14 protein-coding genes are annotated in these 15925 nt (G+C 34.8%); 12 read left to right on the top strand and 2 right to left on the bottom strand.

Translation table 11 applies throughout. From position 1 onward, the window contains the following. Positions 1–21 precede the first annotated feature (21 nt). Positions 22–879, top strand: coding sequence for a 4-(cytidine 5'-diphospho)-2-C-methyl-D-erythritol kinase (ispE, locus tag CBF37_RS09605; RefSeq protein WP_125984537.1), 858 nt, complete (start codon positions 22–24; stop codon positions 877–879). 41 nt (positions 880–920) lie between these two features. On the opposite strand, the gene CBF37_RS09600 is transcribed toward ispE, so the two are convergent. Next, positions 921–2654: a pyruvate oxidase gene (locus tag CBF37_RS09600; RefSeq protein ID WP_125984536.1), complete on the bottom strand. Its 1734-nt coding sequence runs from the start codon at positions 2652–2654 to the stop codon at positions 921–923. Positions 2655–2855: 201 nt separating this feature from the next. Here CBF37_RS09600 and CBF37_RS09595 point away from each other — a divergent pair, with 201 nt between their 5' ends. From CBF37_RS09595 to CBF37_RS09565, 7 genes are all read left to right on the top strand, one after another. After that, positions 2856–3536 carry a metal ABC transporter ATP-binding protein gene (locus CBF37_RS09595; RefSeq protein WP_125984535.1) on the top strand — a complete coding sequence of 227 codons (681 nt, stop codon included), beginning with the start codon at positions 2856–2858 and terminating at the stop codon, positions 3534–3536. Then, a complete protein-coding gene (locus CBF37_RS09590; RefSeq protein ID WP_125984534.1) occupies positions 3509–4336 on the top strand; it encodes a metal ABC transporter permease in 828 nt (275 codons plus the stop codon). The genes CBF37_RS09595 and CBF37_RS09590 overlap by 28 nt, the downstream gene beginning before the upstream one ends. Before the next feature lie 116 nt (positions 4337–4452). Beyond that, positions 4453–5274, top strand: a complete 822-nt coding sequence (gene purR, locus CBF37_RS09585) for a pur operon repressor (protein WP_125984533.1) — start codon at positions 4453–4455, stop codon at positions 5272–5274. 17 nt (positions 5275–5291) lie between these two features. Next, the gene (gene glmU / locus CBF37_RS09580; RefSeq protein ID WP_125984532.1) at positions 5292–6665 is read left to right on the top strand and encodes a bifunctional UDP-N-acetylglucosamine diphosphorylase/glucosamine-1-phosphate N-acetyltransferase GlmU; all 1374 of its coding nucleotides are present in this window, start codon (positions 5292–5294) and stop codon (positions 6663–6665) included. Positions 6666–6757: 92 nt separating this feature from the next. Beyond that, positions 6758–7726: a ribose-phosphate diphosphokinase gene (locus CBF37_RS09575; protein WP_125984531.1), complete on the top strand. Its 969-nt coding sequence runs from the start codon at positions 6758–6760 to the stop codon at positions 7724–7726. Positions 7727–7985: 259 nt separating this feature from the next. Beyond that, positions 7986–9377 carry an L-cystine transporter gene (locus CBF37_RS09570; protein WP_125984530.1) on the top strand — a complete coding sequence of 464 codons (1392 nt, stop codon included), beginning with the start codon at positions 7986–7988 and terminating at the stop codon, positions 9375–9377. A gap of 224 nt (positions 9378–9601) precedes the next feature. Then, positions 9602–10885: an ISL3 family transposase gene (locus CBF37_RS09565; RefSeq protein WP_165866688.1), complete on the top strand. Its 1284-nt coding sequence runs from the start codon at positions 9602–9604 to the stop codon at positions 10883–10885. Between the two features lie 49 nt (positions 10886–10934). On the opposite strand, the gene mscL is transcribed toward CBF37_RS09565, so the two are convergent. Next, positions 10935–11393: a large conductance mechanosensitive channel protein MscL gene (gene mscL / locus CBF37_RS09560; protein WP_125984528.1), complete on the bottom strand. Its 459-nt coding sequence runs from the start codon at positions 11391–11393 to the stop codon at positions 10935–10937. A 278-nt stretch (positions 11394–11671) separates the two neighbouring features. Between mscL and yfmF the strand changes: the two genes are divergently transcribed. The 4 genes from yfmF (at position 11672) to pgsA (ending at position 15890) form a co-directional block, all read left to right on the top strand. Continuing rightward, complete coding sequence (gene yfmF, locus CBF37_RS09555; protein ID WP_165866689.1) at positions 11672–12943, top strand: EF-P 5-aminopentanol modification-associated protein YfmF; 1272 nt, start codon at positions 11672–11674, stop codon at positions 12941–12943. Beyond that, a complete protein-coding gene (gene yfmH / locus CBF37_RS09550) occupies positions 12943–14238 on the top strand; it encodes an EF-P 5-aminopentanol modification-associated protein YfmH (protein WP_125984526.1) in 1296 nt (431 codons plus the stop codon). The genes yfmF and yfmH overlap by 1 nt, the downstream gene beginning before the upstream one ends. Before the next feature lie 83 nt (positions 14239–14321). Further along, on the top strand, positions 14322–15296 hold the full coding sequence (locus tag CBF37_RS09545) for a helix-turn-helix domain-containing protein (RefSeq protein ID WP_125984525.1): 975 nt from the start codon (positions 14322–14324) through the stop codon (positions 15294–15296). A gap of 15 nt (positions 15297–15311) precedes the next feature. Further along, the gene (pgsA, locus tag CBF37_RS09540; protein WP_125984524.1) at positions 15312–15890 is read left to right on the top strand and encodes a CDP-diacylglycerol--glycerol-3-phosphate 3-phosphatidyltransferase; all 579 of its coding nucleotides are present in this window, start codon (positions 15312–15314) and stop codon (positions 15888–15890) included. Positions 15891–15925 lie beyond the last annotated feature (35 nt).

Raw genomic sequence — 15925 nt, 5'->3', positions numbered from 1 at the left:
AATTAATTAAGGAGGGATTAAATGGAAATCATAGAAAAAGCACCTGCTAAGATTAATTTAGGGCTAGATGTCATGCACAAGCGGCCAGACGGATATCATGAGTTAGAGATGATTATGGCAAGTATTGATTTGGCTGATTGGTTAACATTTAGTCCGCTGCCAAACAAACAGATTATTATTCAAACAGACAACGGCTTTTTACCACGAGATAGAAAAAATAACATTTACCAAACCATCGAAATTATGCAGAATGCTTATCATTTTAATAATGGTGTACATGTAACACTTAAAAAGAATATTCCTGTAGCTGCCGGATTAGGTGGGGGTAGCAGCGATGCAGCTGCTACATTTAGAGGCTTAAATCGGCTATTTCAATTAGGGGCGTCTCTTGAAGATATGGTGCCGCTTTCAATTCCAGTAGGAACAGATGTACCATATTGTTTATACGGTCAGACCTCGCTCGTTCGCGGCTTAGGGGAAATTGTCGAACCTCTGACTTGTCCTATCCCACAATGCTGGGTCGTTTTAGTGAAGCCTAAATTAAGTATTTCAACACCTAAAGTTTTCGCAAAAATGCAATTAGAGGAACTGCATCACCCTGATATTGTAGCTTTAAAATCTGCTATCGAAGCACAAGATTACTTTGAAATGACTAAACATTTAGGTAATTCATTGGAAGCCTATACGATGAAACGCTATCCAGTTGTACAATCTGTCAAAAATAAAATGTTGGCTTTTGGTGCAGATGCAGCCGTTATGAGCGGTAGCGGACCAACCGTCTTAGCTCTCTGTCACAAGCATTCACGAGCTTTGCGTGTTGCTAATGCCTTAAAAGGATTTTGTGATGAAGTCTATCTTGTTAGAACTATTAATAAATAAAAAGCAGAGTCTTATAATTAGACTCTGCTTTTGGTTTCACTTTATAAAAACTGACGGACTAATTCTTTCAAAGGTGGCAATTTAGGAAAATGATGATCCTTTTCAAGATACTCAATTGTGTATTTCCCATACCCCTCTGCTTCATCTTTAACAATTTTTCCTGGTAACGGTGCATCATCTGCCACATAAACATTTACTAAAGTTGGTTTAGAAACATGTTGCAAATCAGGCAATAAGTTTTCCAATTCTTCAGGAGTGCGAACACTATAGCCAGTTCCGCCACAAGCTTCGGCAACTTTAGCAAAATCAATATCAGCTAAGTCTATTTCATAATTCAACTGACCAGATGATTCTTGTTCATATTCAATAAAAGCCAATTTTTGATTGTTCACTACAAATTGAACCATTGGTAATTTATATTTAACTGCTGTAACAAAGTCCTGCATAACCATTGCAAATGCACCGTCTCCGGCCAAAGAAATAATTTGTCTATCAGGACAGTTTAATTTTGCTGCAATCGCTCCAGGTAATGCACAACCCATTGTGCCTAACCACGCTGAAATCAAGTAAGACTGTGTAGGTTGAATATTTAAAAATCTAGCACCCCACGATGTAGATGTACCAACATCAATAGAAAAAATAGTGTCTAGCGTTGAAATTTGTTCAATACACTTCATCATAAATGCCGGGTGAATTATATCTCCTTTCTTATTTTTTTCTTCTTCCATCCATTGATTCCAATGAGACATTGTTTCTTGACAAGCAGATAAAAAATTCGTATCACTGCGGAGCTCACCCAATTTATTTATCTCACTCAAAAATTCTTTCACAGTCGTTTCTAGTGCAACAGTAAGCGGAAATCTCTTTCCCATTACTTGCGGATTAATATCTACTTGAACACATTCACAACCAGGTTTAGGTAGATATTCCACATACGGATAATTTGTTCCTAATAATAATAATAAATCGGCCTCTTTCATCGCTTCAAATGCTGGCTTAGTTCCTAATTTACCAACATTTCCCAATGAATTAGGGTGGTTGTCCGCAACAACACCTTTACTAGGCATTGTCTTGATTATCGGAAGATGATTTGTTTCGATAAATCTCTGCAATTCTTGAGTACTCCCCTTAGCACCAACACCTGACAATACTACCGGATGTTTGCTTTTCTTAATTAACTCAGCAACTTTTTTGACTTTATCAATATCAAGAGATGGAAAACTAAATAAATTATCTTTACCACTGAGATTATGGTATCCTTCTTCAATCAACTCATCCGGAAAATTATCTGGAATTGTTAAAACGGCGACACCTCTTTGGTTGATGGCTGTTCGAATTGCTTCATCTAAAAGCCCTGGTAATGAGGCTGCAGATTGAACTAATTTATTGTAAACAGCAACACCTTGAAACATTTCTGTTGTATCAACTTCTTGAAAGAATGTTGAATTAATTAAACTAGATTTGACTTGGCCAACAATAGCTAAAACTGGCGCATGGTCCATTTTTGCATCGTACAATCCATTAACTAAGTGAATTGCTCCAGGTCCGCCAATTGAGATACAGACGCCTAAATCACCAGTCAATTTAGCCTCACTAGCCGCAGCCAGCGATGCAACTTCCTCATGTCTAACTTGGATAAACTCTATTCTATCTTTGACAGAACGCAATGCATCAACTGTTGTATCAACTGAATCACCAGGTAGTCCATAGACGCGCTTAACGCCCCAATTAATTAGTACATTCATCATTTCTTTTGATGCTTTTACTTTACTCATTTTTACACCACCTCAAATTTATGTATATTAATTATACAATTTAATAACTATTTATACAAAAAATACGGATTCAGAATTACAAAACTAGTAGAATAATCCTTCTATCTTATATTAAAAGACTTGTTTTTAAAATTAATTTATGCTATTCTTTCTTTTGTTTAAATAGTAATTTTTACGGTTTGTTTATAGAAAGGAGTCTTTATGAGATACATTGACGTTAAAGATTTGACCTTTTATTACGGTGAAGAACCCGTATTAGAAAATATATCTTATCATGTTGATTCTGGCGAGTTTGTCATCTTAACAGGTGAAAACGGTGCTGCAAAATCAACCTTAATAAAAAATACCCTTGGACTTCTAAAGCCTACAGAGGGAACTGTTTCTATCTCACCAACAAATACTACTGGCAATAAATTAAGTACCGGTTATATTCCTCAGCAAATTGCATCATTTAATGCTGGATTTCCAAGTACGGTAATGGAACTGGTTCAATCTGGACGCTATCCTCGAGGAAAGTGGTTTAAGCGCTTATCAGACTTAGATCATCAACATGTAGAAAAATCACTTCGAGCTGTTGGAATGTGGGATATGCGGAAAAATAGAATCGGTGATTTATCCGGCGGTCAAAAGCAAAGAATTTGCTTGGCACGAGTATTTGCAACTGATCCTGATTTATTCATATTAGATGAACCTACAACAGGCATGGATGAGGCATCTCGCCGTAACTTTTATGAATTATTACGTCACAGTGCGCACAAACACAATAAAGCTATTTTGATGATTACACATGACCACGAAGATATTAAAGAATATATTGATCGGCACATTCACCTTGTACGAAAGGAGGATACAGAATGGAGATGTTTTCATATGGGTTCATGACAAGAGCCCTAATTGCTTCTTGTTTTATTGCAATTATTGCGCCGATGCTTGGCATTTTTCTGGTTTTACGTAGACAGTCTTTACTAGCGGATACACTCTCACATGTCTCATTAGCTGGTATTGCTTTAGGCTTTTTTGTCAATATAAATCCAACTATCACAACACTATTAGTCGTCATCGCTGCTTCCATCAGTTTAGAATATATCCGCAGTTTGTATAAATCTTATTCAGAAGTGTCAACTGCCATTCTAATGTCTGGCGGTTTAGCAGTTGCTCTAGTCCTAATGAATTTAAATAAAGGCGAGAACGCAATGAATATTCAACAATATTTATTTGGATCCATCATTACAATTAATTGGAACCAAGTCATTATCTTGGGTATCTTAACACTAATCATTTTGATTTTATTTATTTTTCTTCGTCGCCCAATGTATGTCATGACTTTCGATGAAGATACAGCGCATGTTGACGGCTTGCCGATACATTGGTTATCACTAATGTTTAATGTAATAACTGGTGTCGCTATTACGGTCATGATCCCCATTGCAGGAGCACTGCTCATCTCAGCGATTATGATTTTGCCGGCAACAATTTCAATGCGTTTAGGAAAAACCTTCTCTTTAGTTATGGTAATTAGTATCATTGTTGGTTTTATCGGAATGATTTCCGGGTTAATTTCTTCATATCAACTTGATACTCCGCCAGGTGCTACAATCACACTGATATTTATTACTTTGTTCATTTTAGTCAATGTTCTTGATAAACTCAAACAAAAACGAAACAGGAAGAGCTCACTGTAGCCTTCCTGTTTCGTTTTTGTTAAAGTCGAATATTCGTATTTTATCAAAAAAGGTTTTGCTTTTTATCATAAACCTATATAATATGAAGTAACTGAATCTATATTAGGAGAATGACTATGAAAATTAAACGAAGTGAACGCTTAATTGATATGACAAATTACATTATTAATCATCCACATACTCTAACCCCACTTCCTTATTTTGTTAAAAAATATCACTCAGCTAAATCATCTATCAGTGAGGATTTAACAATATTAAAAAAAAGCTTCAAAGAACAAGGTTTAGGCACAATTGAGACAGTTGCTGGTGCTGCGGGCGGAGTAATTTTTACTCCAGAAATCACACAACAAGAAGCTGAAAAAATAATCAATCTGCTGTGTGAGCGTTTGTCAGAACAAGACCGCCTATTACCAGGTGGCTATGTCTATTTATCCGACCTGTTAGGTGAACCACAACTACTCAAAAAAGTGGGTAAAATTATCGCTTCTCAGTATGTTGGTCAAGAAATTGATGCTGTTATGACAGTTGCTACTAAAGGAGTGCCAATTGCTCAAGCGGTCTCTTACTATTTAAATGTTCCGTTTGTCATTGTTAGACGTGATTCAAAAATTACTGAGGGCTCAACTGTCAGTGTAAACTATGTGTCTGGATCATCTGAACGCATTGAGAAAATGGAATTATCCAAACGTAGCCTAAAACGTGGGTCACGAGTTTTAGTTGTCGATGATTTCATGAAAGGTGGCGGAACTGTCAACGGTATGAAGGCCTTGATTGAAGAATTTGAAGCCGAATTAGTTGGTATCACAGTTTTTGCTGAGTCAACTTTTGGTGGTCGTCGCGTTATTGATGATTACACATCTCTTTTATGCGTTAAAGATGTTGATACTCGCACCAAAACAATTAATGTTGTCCCTGGTAATTATGTAAAAAAAGATTAATTTAAGGAGTGTTTTTAGTGAAAAATCGTTATGCGATTATTTTAGCAGCAGGCCAAGGGTCTCGTATGAAATCAAAATTATATAAGGTCTTGCATCCCGTAGCAGGAAAACCAATGGTTGAACATGTGATGGATCAAATTGAAGCCTTAAACGTTTCGGATATTGTGACTGTTGTTGGTTTTGGTGCTGAAAAAGTCCAAGAAAAACTTGGTCATCGTTCAAATTATGCTTTACAAACGGAACAACTTGGAACAGGTCACGCTGTCTTGGCCACTGCTGACCTATTACGTGAAAAAGAGGGAACTACCTTAGTCATTTGTGGTGATACGCCCTTACTAAAAAAAGATACGTTAGAAGCTCTATTTACACATCATGAGCAGGTAAATGCTAAGGCAACTATTCTATCAGCGATTGCCGCTGATCCAACTGGATATGGTCGTGTCATTCGAGACTTGGATGGTCATGTGGAAAAAATAGTGGAACAAAAAGACGCCTCATCTACCGAGTTAACCGTAACAGAATTTAATACTGGTACTTATTGTTTTGATAACCAGCTCTTATTTAAAGCATTAGACCAAGTCGGCAATAACAATGCTCAAGGTGAATACTATTTACCAGACGTTATTAGTATTCTAAAAAAACAAGGTGAAACAGTTTCTGCCTTTATTATGGATTCCGAAGATGAGTCAATGGGAGTTAACGACCGTATTTCTTTAGCTAAAGCAAACCAACTGATGTATCAACGTATTAATGAAACGCACATGCGTAATGGTGTATCTTTTATGAACCCGAATACCACGTATATTGAAACCGGAGTTACAATCGGTCAAGATACTGTAATTGAAGCAAATGTTATTTTGCGAGGTTCAACGACAATTGGTGATAATTGCTTAATTGGCGCTGCCTCAGATATCCGCGACAGTCAAATAGGAAATCATGTCACAGTTACGTCATCAAATATTGAAGATGCTGTTGTAAAAGACAATGTTGATATCGGGCCTTATGCTCACTTGCGTCCGAATGCTGTCATTGGTTCTCATGCACATATCGGTAATTTTGTCGAAATCAAAAAAGCATCTATCGGTGAAGGAACGAAAGTCGGGCACTTATCATACGTAGGTGATGCTACGCTCGGAAAAGATATCAACGTCGGCTGTGGTACAGTATTTGCTAACTATGATGGCAAAAATAAACACCACGTAACAGTTGGTGACCACAGCTTTATCGGCAGCAATACGACCTTGATTGCTCCAGTAACACTTGGAAAAAACACTGTAACAGCTGCTGGTTCAACAATTAATAAAGACATCCATGACTTTGATATGGGGATAGCTCGTGAACGTCAAACGACAATTAAAGATTATGCTAAAAAACTACCTTATAATCAATAAAAATAGTGAAAACACTTGATTTATTAATAAAAAATGACTACTATTTATTAGGAAAGTAAAAATCTGACAAAAAAAAGAAAGCGGAGGTTCTCATGCCTAATCATTACTTCGATCCAAGACTTAAAATTTTTTCATTAAATTCCAACAAACCGTTAGCAAAAAAAATTGCTGATGCTGTTGGTGTGGAACTAGGGAAATCTGAAGTGCGACAATTCAGTGATGGTGAAATTCAAATCAATATCGAACAAAGTATTCGTGGTGGACACGTGTATTTAATTCAATCAACAAGTAACCCCGTTAATGATCATTTAATGGAATTATTAATCATGATTGATGCTTTAAAGCGTGCCAGTGCTCAAACAATTAACGTGGTTATTCCTTACTATGGCTATGCTCGTCAAGACCGTAAGGCACGCTCGCGTGAACCAATTACAGCTAAATTAGTAGCAAACATGTTAGAATCTGCCGGAGCAACTCGTGTCTTAACATTAGATCTTCATGCAGCTCAAATCCAAGGATTCTTTGATATTCCGGTTGATCACTTGATGGCAGCTCCTTTATTAGCTGACTATTTCAAGGAACACAGTTATGAAGGTGATGATGTTGTCGTTGTTTCACCGGACCACGGTGGCGTGACTCGTGCACGTAAATTAGCTGAAAATTTAAAATCCCCAATTGCTATTATTGATAAACGTCGTCCAAAAGCAAATGTCGCAGAAGTAATGAATATTATTGGTGAAGTTAAGGGTAAAAAATGTGTCATAATTGATGATATGATTGATACAGCAGGTACAATTACACTTGCTGCTGAAGCTTTAAAAGAAAAAGGTGCGACAGAAGTTATTGCTTGTTGTACACATCCTGTTCTTTCCGGACCGGCTATTGAACGGATTGATAATTCTTCAATTGAAAAATTAATAATTACAGATTCAATTCTTTTGCCAGAAGATAAACATTCAAATAAAATTGAAACAGTCAGCGTTGGTGAGCTAATTGGTGATGCTATCAAACGTATTCATGAAAACAAACCTGTCAGTCCTTTATTTGAATCAAGAAAATAATAACAGACCGCTTTAAACTCTAGAAATTTTCTAGAGTTTTTTTGTTTTTCATACATATTTCATATTTTTTTCAATATTATAAGCAATCTAGTTGTCTTTTTATTTCTTTTCAAGTAAACTACTAACAATTGCTAACAAATAATAAGTTATTAATTGTTAGGTTGAATGATTCGGAAAAAGTTGTTCAACTGAGACCTTTACTCTTACAATTAACAATTACCGTTTGTCATTTTTAGGTAAACTTTAAAGGAGGTTTAAAATGACTACTTATTTATGGACCATTGCGGTCATCATTATTTTCTTAGCTATCAACGCAGTTTTAGTGCGTTTGAGAGCCAAACACGTTAAATTCTCAAAACGTGTTTTCTTAGCTTTAGGGCTAGGTTTAGTCTTTGGAATTGTTCTACAATTTATTTTTGGTAATGGTAATGAAATTATTACTAAATCGGTCGATTGGATTAATATCGTCGGCAGTGGGTATGTTGCATTCTTACAAATGCTGATTATGCCATTAATTTTTATTTCAATTGTAGGTGCATTTACTAAACTAACAAGTAGTAAAAATTTAGGAAAAATCAGTTTCAATGTATTAGGAACTTTAATCGGAACCACAGCAATTGCTGCTCTGATTGGTATTTTAGTAGTTTTCCTATTCAACCTAGACGGTGCAACTTTCACTAAAGGAGCCGCAGAAACAGCACGAATTTCCGAATTGGCTCAACGTCAAGAATTAGTTAAAGACTTGACCATTCCTCAACAAATTGTTTCATTTATCCCAAAAAATATTTTTGCAGACCTTGCTGGAACTCGTGAAACTAGTACCATTGCTGTTGTTATTTTCTCAGCATTAACAGGTATTGCCTACTTAAATATGAAGAAAAAAGAAACAAAAGAAGCCGAGTTTTTCTTGAATTTAATTCAAAGTTTAGACCGGTTAGTAATGCAGCTAGTAAAAATTGTATTACGCATGACTCCTTACGGAATTTTCGCCTTAATGATCAGAATGTCAGCTACTAGTGATTTAAAAGCTATTATTGATTTAGGAACATTCGTTGTTGCATCTTACGTTGCTTTGATTACAATGTTTATTATTCACTTAATTATTTTAATTCTTAACCATATTAATCCAGTAAATTATCTTAAAAAAGTTTTCCCTGTATTAAGTTTTGCTTTCACATCTCGTTCAAGCGCTGGTTCTTTACCACTTAACATTGAAACACAGCGTAAAGCTCTTGGTGTAGATGATGCCACAGCAAACTTTTCAGCAAGCTTTGGTTTATCTATCGGGCAAAATGGATGTGCAGGTATCTACCCAGCAATGTTGGCTGCAATTGTAGCTCCAACAGTAGGAATAAATGTCCATAGTATTTCTTACATATTAGTGATTATTGCTGTAGTTAGCATCAGTTCATTTGGTGTTGCAGGTGTCGGTGGTGGAGCAACATTTGCTTCCCTAATTGTTTTAGGTTCACTTAATTTACCAGTTGAAATTGTTGGTTTGGTTATTTCAGTAGAACCATTAATTGATATGGGACGTACAGCTTTAAACGTTAACGGAAGTATGCTGGCCGGCATTACAACAAGTCGTCGATTACATGAATTAGATGAATCTATTTTAAATAATCCAGAAGCTGTTGTTGAAGCTCGCTAAACATCAAATTAAAAAAGGCCGCCACAGATAACAGTATCTGTGGCGACCTTCTTTTTATCTTGGCTGTATAATTTTTGATGTGGATGAAGAAATTCATCTACGTCTATTTTTTTACATAAAAAAGGAAACATATGAATTTTCCAGGTAAAATTAAGTGACCAAACCAAACTTTAGAAAGGAAAATTCATATGTCTCACAACCATTGTATCCGAGTTTCGCTTGATTTGAAAGACGAAAATATTTACTTTGATTCTATTTTTTGTGAAGAAGAAATTATCAAAGGAGTTAGATCTAAAATTTATAAGGCCAAACTTACTTATAAGCCTTTGGCTTGTCCCTGCTGCGGCATTAAAAACGAAAACTATTCCATCGTTAAAAATGGTTTTATGACTTCTCAAATAAAGTGGTTAAGTGTTGCTCATTACCCAACTTATCTTTTATTAAAGAAACAACGATTTCTTTGCCGTCTATGCCACTCGTCTTTTCTAGCGGAATCTTTAGAGATTGATAAACATTGTTTTATAGCTAATAGAGTTAAACAATCTATCGGCATGGAATTGTCTGACGCTATATCGCTGAAAGACTTATCAAAAAGACACTTTGTATCACCGACTACAATTAACAGAGTTCTCAATTCATTAGGTAAAGAGCTATCAAATAACTTCACCGACTTACCTCAAAGCTTATGTTTTGATGAATTTACATCTGTTAAAAATAAACAGGGAAAATATAGTTTTATCTATTCAGATTCTGTCTCACATAAAATTATTGATATTTTGCCTGATAATAAAACTCTTACATTAGAAAAACACTTTTCAAAATATCCTTTAAAGATAAGAAACAACGTCACAACTATCGTTGTTGACATGAATTCTGGCTATTTTAAGATGGCTAATAGACTATTTCCAAATGCTTCTGTTATCATTGATCGTTTTCATCTGATTCAACTAATTAGTCGTTCATTAAATATCACAAGAATTAGAACCATGAATAAGTTTAGAACGTCTAATTCCAGTGATTTGAAAGACTACAGAAAACTCAAAAAATATTGGAAACTCTTTTTAAAAGATTCTAGTGAGCTGAATTATACAAATTATCGCTACCAACGATTATTTAGAAATATTTTGCCAGAAACAGATATAATGGATTATTTACTTAGCCTGAATCAAGAATTAACTGAGACTTATAAGCTTTATCAAGATTTACTCTATTGCTGTAAAACAAATGATTTCGAAGCTTTCTCTGACCTGCTTCTATTGAGAAATGAGTTAATTTCAGATTCAATGAGTACTTCAGTTAAAACGCTGAAAAAGCATTTACCAAGAATTAAAAACACCTTCCAATTTCCATTCTCTAACGGACCATTAGAGGGATCTATTAATAAAATTAAACTAATTAAAAGAATAGCTTACGGATATAGAAGCTTCCGAAACTATAAATATAGAATATTACTCAGTTTTAAAGATAAACAAATAAGCAACAAAAGCCAGTCGGCTTTCATTGCTTAAATTTAGCTTATTTTTATCCATCCACATCATTTGACGTAGAACCTTTATCTTACTGATTATCATCTTTTGGTTTTGAATGGTTTCCTCTACTATCCACTTCCTGTTTTTCCAACAGTTCACGAATATCTGCAAGAATACTATCTGTTGTTTCTTTAGGTGCTTCCTCTTCTTCCTGCTCTTTTTCCTTAGATGGGATAATTGCTTCTGCTTTATTAACCGCTTTGACAATTAAAAATAGCACAAAGGCCGTAATTAAAAATGTAATAATAGCTGAAATAACAGTACCATACTCAAATTTAATACCATTAACATTAAAAACCATACCACTTGTTGCTTCTTTCATATCTTTATGGTTAGTCAATAACTTGATAATCAATCCGATGAGAGGTGTGATAATTCCATTGACCAAGGCATTAACAATCGAGGTAAATGCCCCACCAATAATGACACCAACTGCTAAATCCAATACATTACCACGCATAATAAATTCTTTAAATTCTTTAAGCATTATACCAACTCCTTCTATCCTTCAATAAACATTATACAATGTTTTGACTACTAAGTAAAAATAAACAACCTTTCTATTGACATGTAACCTTATTGTAATATATGATAATATATTGTAATTATATATTTCTTTTTAACATAGACTTATTTGGATTTCCTTAATTTTTAGTCAATTTAAGGGCTTTTTCTGTCTTGGCTCGTCTTTTTTTGGTAATCTAAAGAGTGAATCTATCAAACGGTTTATAATTATTGAGATATTAAAGGAGACTCATTATGAGCATAACACACCAATTAAATAAGCATGTTAATTTACATATTATTCCAAATGAAAAATATAAAACTGTCAGAATTCTCATTCGTTTTGCGACCAACTTAACCCCACAAAAGAGTAGCCAGCGCTCTCTTTTAGCGAGTCTAATGGAGACCAACTCAAAAAATTATCCAAGTCAAATCGAATTAAGTAAACAATTATCTGATTTATACGGTGCCGGTTTCGGCATTGGTGTCAGTCGCAAAGGAAATGAGCATTATTTGACAGTCGGATTAAACCTGATTAATGACCGGTTTGCCCCAAGTGGGTTACCCGTTTTAGAATCCGCTGTTAGTTTTCTAAAAGAAATTATTTTTCAACCAAATATTAGCGATAATCACTTTGAGGAAAAAACATTTTCAAGAGAACAAGCAAATTTAATCGAATACATCGAATCAATTTTTGATGATAAACAAACTTATTCTGCTTTACAACTGCAACAGTTATTTTTTAATCATTCACCCGAACAGCAAACACCTAGTTTTGGTGATATAAAATTTATTCAAAATGAAACACCTCATTCACTTGCTGATTACTATCATTCAATGATCAACAATGATCACGTCGATATCTTAGTTATCGGTAATGTCGATGATGGTTATGTAAAAAAATGTTTTACTGACTTTGGTTTTACTGATCGCACTGATTCTGATAATGATTTAAACCTACTTTATAAGCAACCATTTATCAATGTCATTCAACAGCAGACAGAAGTTCTGCCAGTTGTACAATCTAAATTGAATTTAGCTTACCATAGCGATATTTACTATTTTGATAATTTATATTTTCCACTATTAGTTTTTAATGGTCTCTTTGGCGGTTTCCCTCATTCTAAATTATTTATGAATGTTCGTGAAAAACATAGTCTAGCTTATTACGCCAGTAGCTCAATTGACACTTTCCGTGGATTCATCACTGTACAAACTGGAATTGATGCTGATAATCGCAAACAAGTTTTACGATTAATCAACGAACAATTGAAAGAATTAGCTACAGGAACGGTGACTGAAGAAGAACTGGAACAAACAAAATCGTTGTTGTCAAACCAGTACCTATTATCGTTAGACAGTCAGCATGCCCTATTAGAACAAGCATATTTAGGTTTGAGTATACCAAAGGCTAACCTGTCTCAAAAAGAGTGGCTAGCGCAACTAAATCGCGTAACCGTCAAAGATATTCAAAAAGTTGCTAAGAAAATTAAGCTTCAAGCAGTTTATTTTATGGAAGGAAGTGAAAAATAATGCAGCTGCTCCACTACCCTAATATCAATGAAACACTTTATCGAGAAGTCTTACCCAATGGATTAGAAGTAACTTTACTGCCAAAAAAAGATTATCATAAAACATATGGCATCTTCACAACTAATTACGGTTCCATTGATAATGATTTTATACCGATTCAACAATCAAACTATATCAAGGTCCCTGATGGCATTGCACACTTCTTAGAACACAAATTATTTGAAAAAGAAGACGAAGATGTTTTTCAAAAATTTGGTCGACAAGGTGCTGCTGCAAACGCATTTACTAGTTTTACACGAACAAGCTACTTGTTTTCAAGTACCAACCACGTGAAAAAAAATATAAAAACATTGTTAGACTTTGTCCAAACGCCTTATTTCACTGATGAATCAGTTAATAAAGAAAAAGGAATTATCGAACAAGAAATACAAATGTACCAGGATGATCCAAACTGGCGACTTTACTTCGGTATTTTAAATAATATGTATCCCAAGCATCCTCTACATATCGATATTGCTGGAACCGCTGAAAGTATCAATAAAATTACAGCTGATGACTTATATTTAAGCTACAACACTTTCTATCACCCAAGTAATATGAATCTCTTCATTGTGGGAAAGATGAATCCCGAAGCCTTGATGAACTTCATTAGAGAAAATCAAGCAATTAAGACTTTTCCTGAAGCAAAAGAAATTAAGCGTCGCTTTCCTCTTGAATCTCCAGAAGATTTAATTAAAGAGGATCAAATTGAACTATCAGTCAGTCGACCAAAATCAATTGTGGGCTTAAAAGGATTGGACAATGTTCCTGAAGACGACTTTAAACGATTTAAATATCAAACATCAATTCAACTCTTGCTACAGCTGCTTTTTGGTGATACTTCCAGCCACTATCTATCTATGTATAATGACGGGCTCATTGACGATAGTTTTTCATTTGAATTTGCACTCGATCGCAGTTTTCATTTTGCTGATTTCAGTACTGATACAAATAATCCTGAACAATTTGCTAATCAAATGATTAATCTTCTTTTAAAATCTGATCAAAGTGAAGAGTTAACGGAACGTAATCTTGCACTAGCTAAGAAAAAAATGATTGGTAAACATTTACAGTCCCTTGATTCTCTGGAATATATTGCCAATCAATATAGTGCTATGCGTTTCGGTGATACAAATTTATTTGACTTAACTAAAATAATTGAATCTATTAAATTAAAAGACTTGCTAGCTATCCAGAAACAATTCATTCGACCGGAAGGCCTTAGTCGTTTTTATATTTATCCAAAAAAACGTTAAAACAGCTCTTTATCCATTCGCCTCTTTAAGTTATTATAGTGGAGTACTCTCATTTATCTTAATATAGAAAGAAGGGTAGATTTTTGGACACAATTGGTGAAAAATTAAAGAATGCCCGAATTGAAAATGGGCTGACCATTGGAGATCTCCAACGGATCACTAAAATACAGCGTCGCTATTTAGAAGCCCTTGAGGATAATGATTTTGATGCAATTCCTAGTGATTACTATCTACGAACATTTATTAAACAGTATGCCGAAGTAGTCGGCTTGAACCCTCGTCCTTTATTGCGTCGCGTTGAAGGAAACAGCGGTATACATGAACAGGCCTCTCCTAGTATTCCTGTACAAGGGTCTAGACGTGTGAAACACAGTAACGCTGCAAGTAAAAGAAATTTATTCAAAACTTATATTCCTGTTGTTACCTTGGTTATTGTAGTAATTGCGATTATCAGCACCATTGGTTATGCCGTTTGGAAAGATTCCAAAAGCGGACCGCTTGTACCAAAGCCAGAGAAAACAACCCTTGTTGATAAAAGTGTCAGCAGTTCCAATGACAATTCAACCAATGATAGCAGCAATTCAAGTAAACAAAAAGCTGATGAAGAAAAGAAAAAACAAGAAGAAGCTGAAAAGGAACGTAAGAAAAAAGAAGCTGAAAAAAAACCAGAATTCAAGATAAAAACAGATACAGAAAATGCGATTACTTACGATATCAGTAATGTAAAAAAACCTAACGTTACCTTAACTGGTGTAAATGCGGCTGCTTGGTTCGGCATTCAAGAAACTGGAACAACAAATATTTTCTATCAAAATACTGCACAGCCAGGTGAACCAATTAAAGTTGATATTCCAGAAGGTATTAATAGTGTTGATATTATCGTCGGAGCATCAAATTACTTAACAATTTCTGTTGATGGCCAAGAACTTAAATTTAATGAAACCCATCCCGTTACTGGCAAAAAAATTATTACGTTAAATTTTAGTGGCGGCTCGCAACCTGAAAATTCTGATACAGCTGTTGAAACTGAAAACAACGAACAATATTATGAAGAATAGACAGAGGAGATTCTGATGAATTTACCAAATAAATTAACCGTACTAAGAATATTTATGATTCCGCTTTTTATCGTTATTGCTGTTGCCCCGCTTGATTTTGGTACTCTAAGTGTCGGCGGAACAGACTTACCTGTGACACAATTAGTTGCTGCAATTATTTTTGCTATCGCAAGCATTACTGATTGGTTGGATGGCTACTTAGCAAGAAAACATAATCTAGTCACAAATTTCGGTAAATTTGCCGATCCATTAGCCGATAAAATGTTAGTAATGACCGCATTTATTGTGTTAGTCGGACAAGGCCGCGCAGCTTCATGGATTATCGCGATTATTGTTTGTCGTGAATTAGCTGTTACAGGCTTACGACTACTATTAGTCGAAGATGGTGAAGTGATGGCTGCTGCTTGGCCCGGAAAAGTCAAAACTGCGACACAGATGATTGCGATTATCTTATTATTAATTAATAATGTACCATTTGCCGCAATTAATTTTCCCTTAGCTCAGATTATGTTATACATCTGTTTAATTTTCACTATATATTCAGGTGTTGACTACTTTATTAAAAATAAACATGTCTTTAAAGACTCTATGTAATGAAAAAGCCGATATGTTAAATTAATAACATATCA

This window comes from Vagococcus vulneris (assembly GCF_003950515.1).
GTDB classification, from domain to species: domain Bacteria; phylum Bacillota; class Bacilli; order Lactobacillales; family Vagococcaceae; genus Vagococcus; species Vagococcus vulneris.
The sequence above is the reverse complement of the archived record's forward strand: the minus strand, read 5'-3'. Positions and strand labels throughout refer to the sequence as shown.

Excerpts from the sequence above, each read along its gene's own strand:
- ispE (WP_125984537.1), top strand. The coding sequence starts at position 22 with ATGGAAATCATAGAAAAAGCACCTGCTAAGATTAATTTAGGGCTAGAT.
- CBF37_RS09570 (WP_125984530.1), top strand. The coding sequence starts at position 7,986 with ATGACTACTTATTTATGGACCATTGCGGTCATCATTATTTTCTTAGCT.
- pgsA (WP_125984524.1), top strand. The coding sequence starts at position 15,312 with ATGAATTTACCAAATAAATTAACCGTACTAAGAATATTTATGATTCCG.
- CBF37_RS09600 (WP_125984536.1), bottom strand. The coding sequence starts at position 2,654 with ATGAGTAAAGTAAAAGCATCAAAAGAAATGATGAATGTACTAATTAAT.
- CBF37_RS09575 (WP_125984531.1), top strand. The coding sequence starts at position 6,758 with ATGCCTAATCATTACTTCGATCCAAGACTTAAAATTTTTTCATTAAAT.
- CBF37_RS09590 (WP_125984534.1), top strand. The coding sequence starts at position 3,509 with ATGGAGATGTTTTCATATGGGTTCATGACAAGAGCCCTAATTGCTTCT.
- yfmH (WP_125984526.1), top strand. The coding sequence starts at position 12,943 with ATGCAGCTGCTCCACTACCCTAATATCAATGAAACACTTTATCGAGAA.
- mscL (WP_125984528.1), bottom strand. The coding sequence starts at position 11,393 with ATGCTTAAAGAATTTAAAGAATTTATTATGCGTGGTAATGTATTGGAT.
- purR (WP_125984533.1), top strand. The coding sequence starts at position 4,453 with ATGAAAATTAAACGAAGTGAACGCTTAATTGATATGACAAATTACATT.
- CBF37_RS09595 (WP_125984535.1), top strand. The coding sequence starts at position 2,856 with ATGAGATACATTGACGTTAAAGATTTGACCTTTTATTACGGTGAAGAA.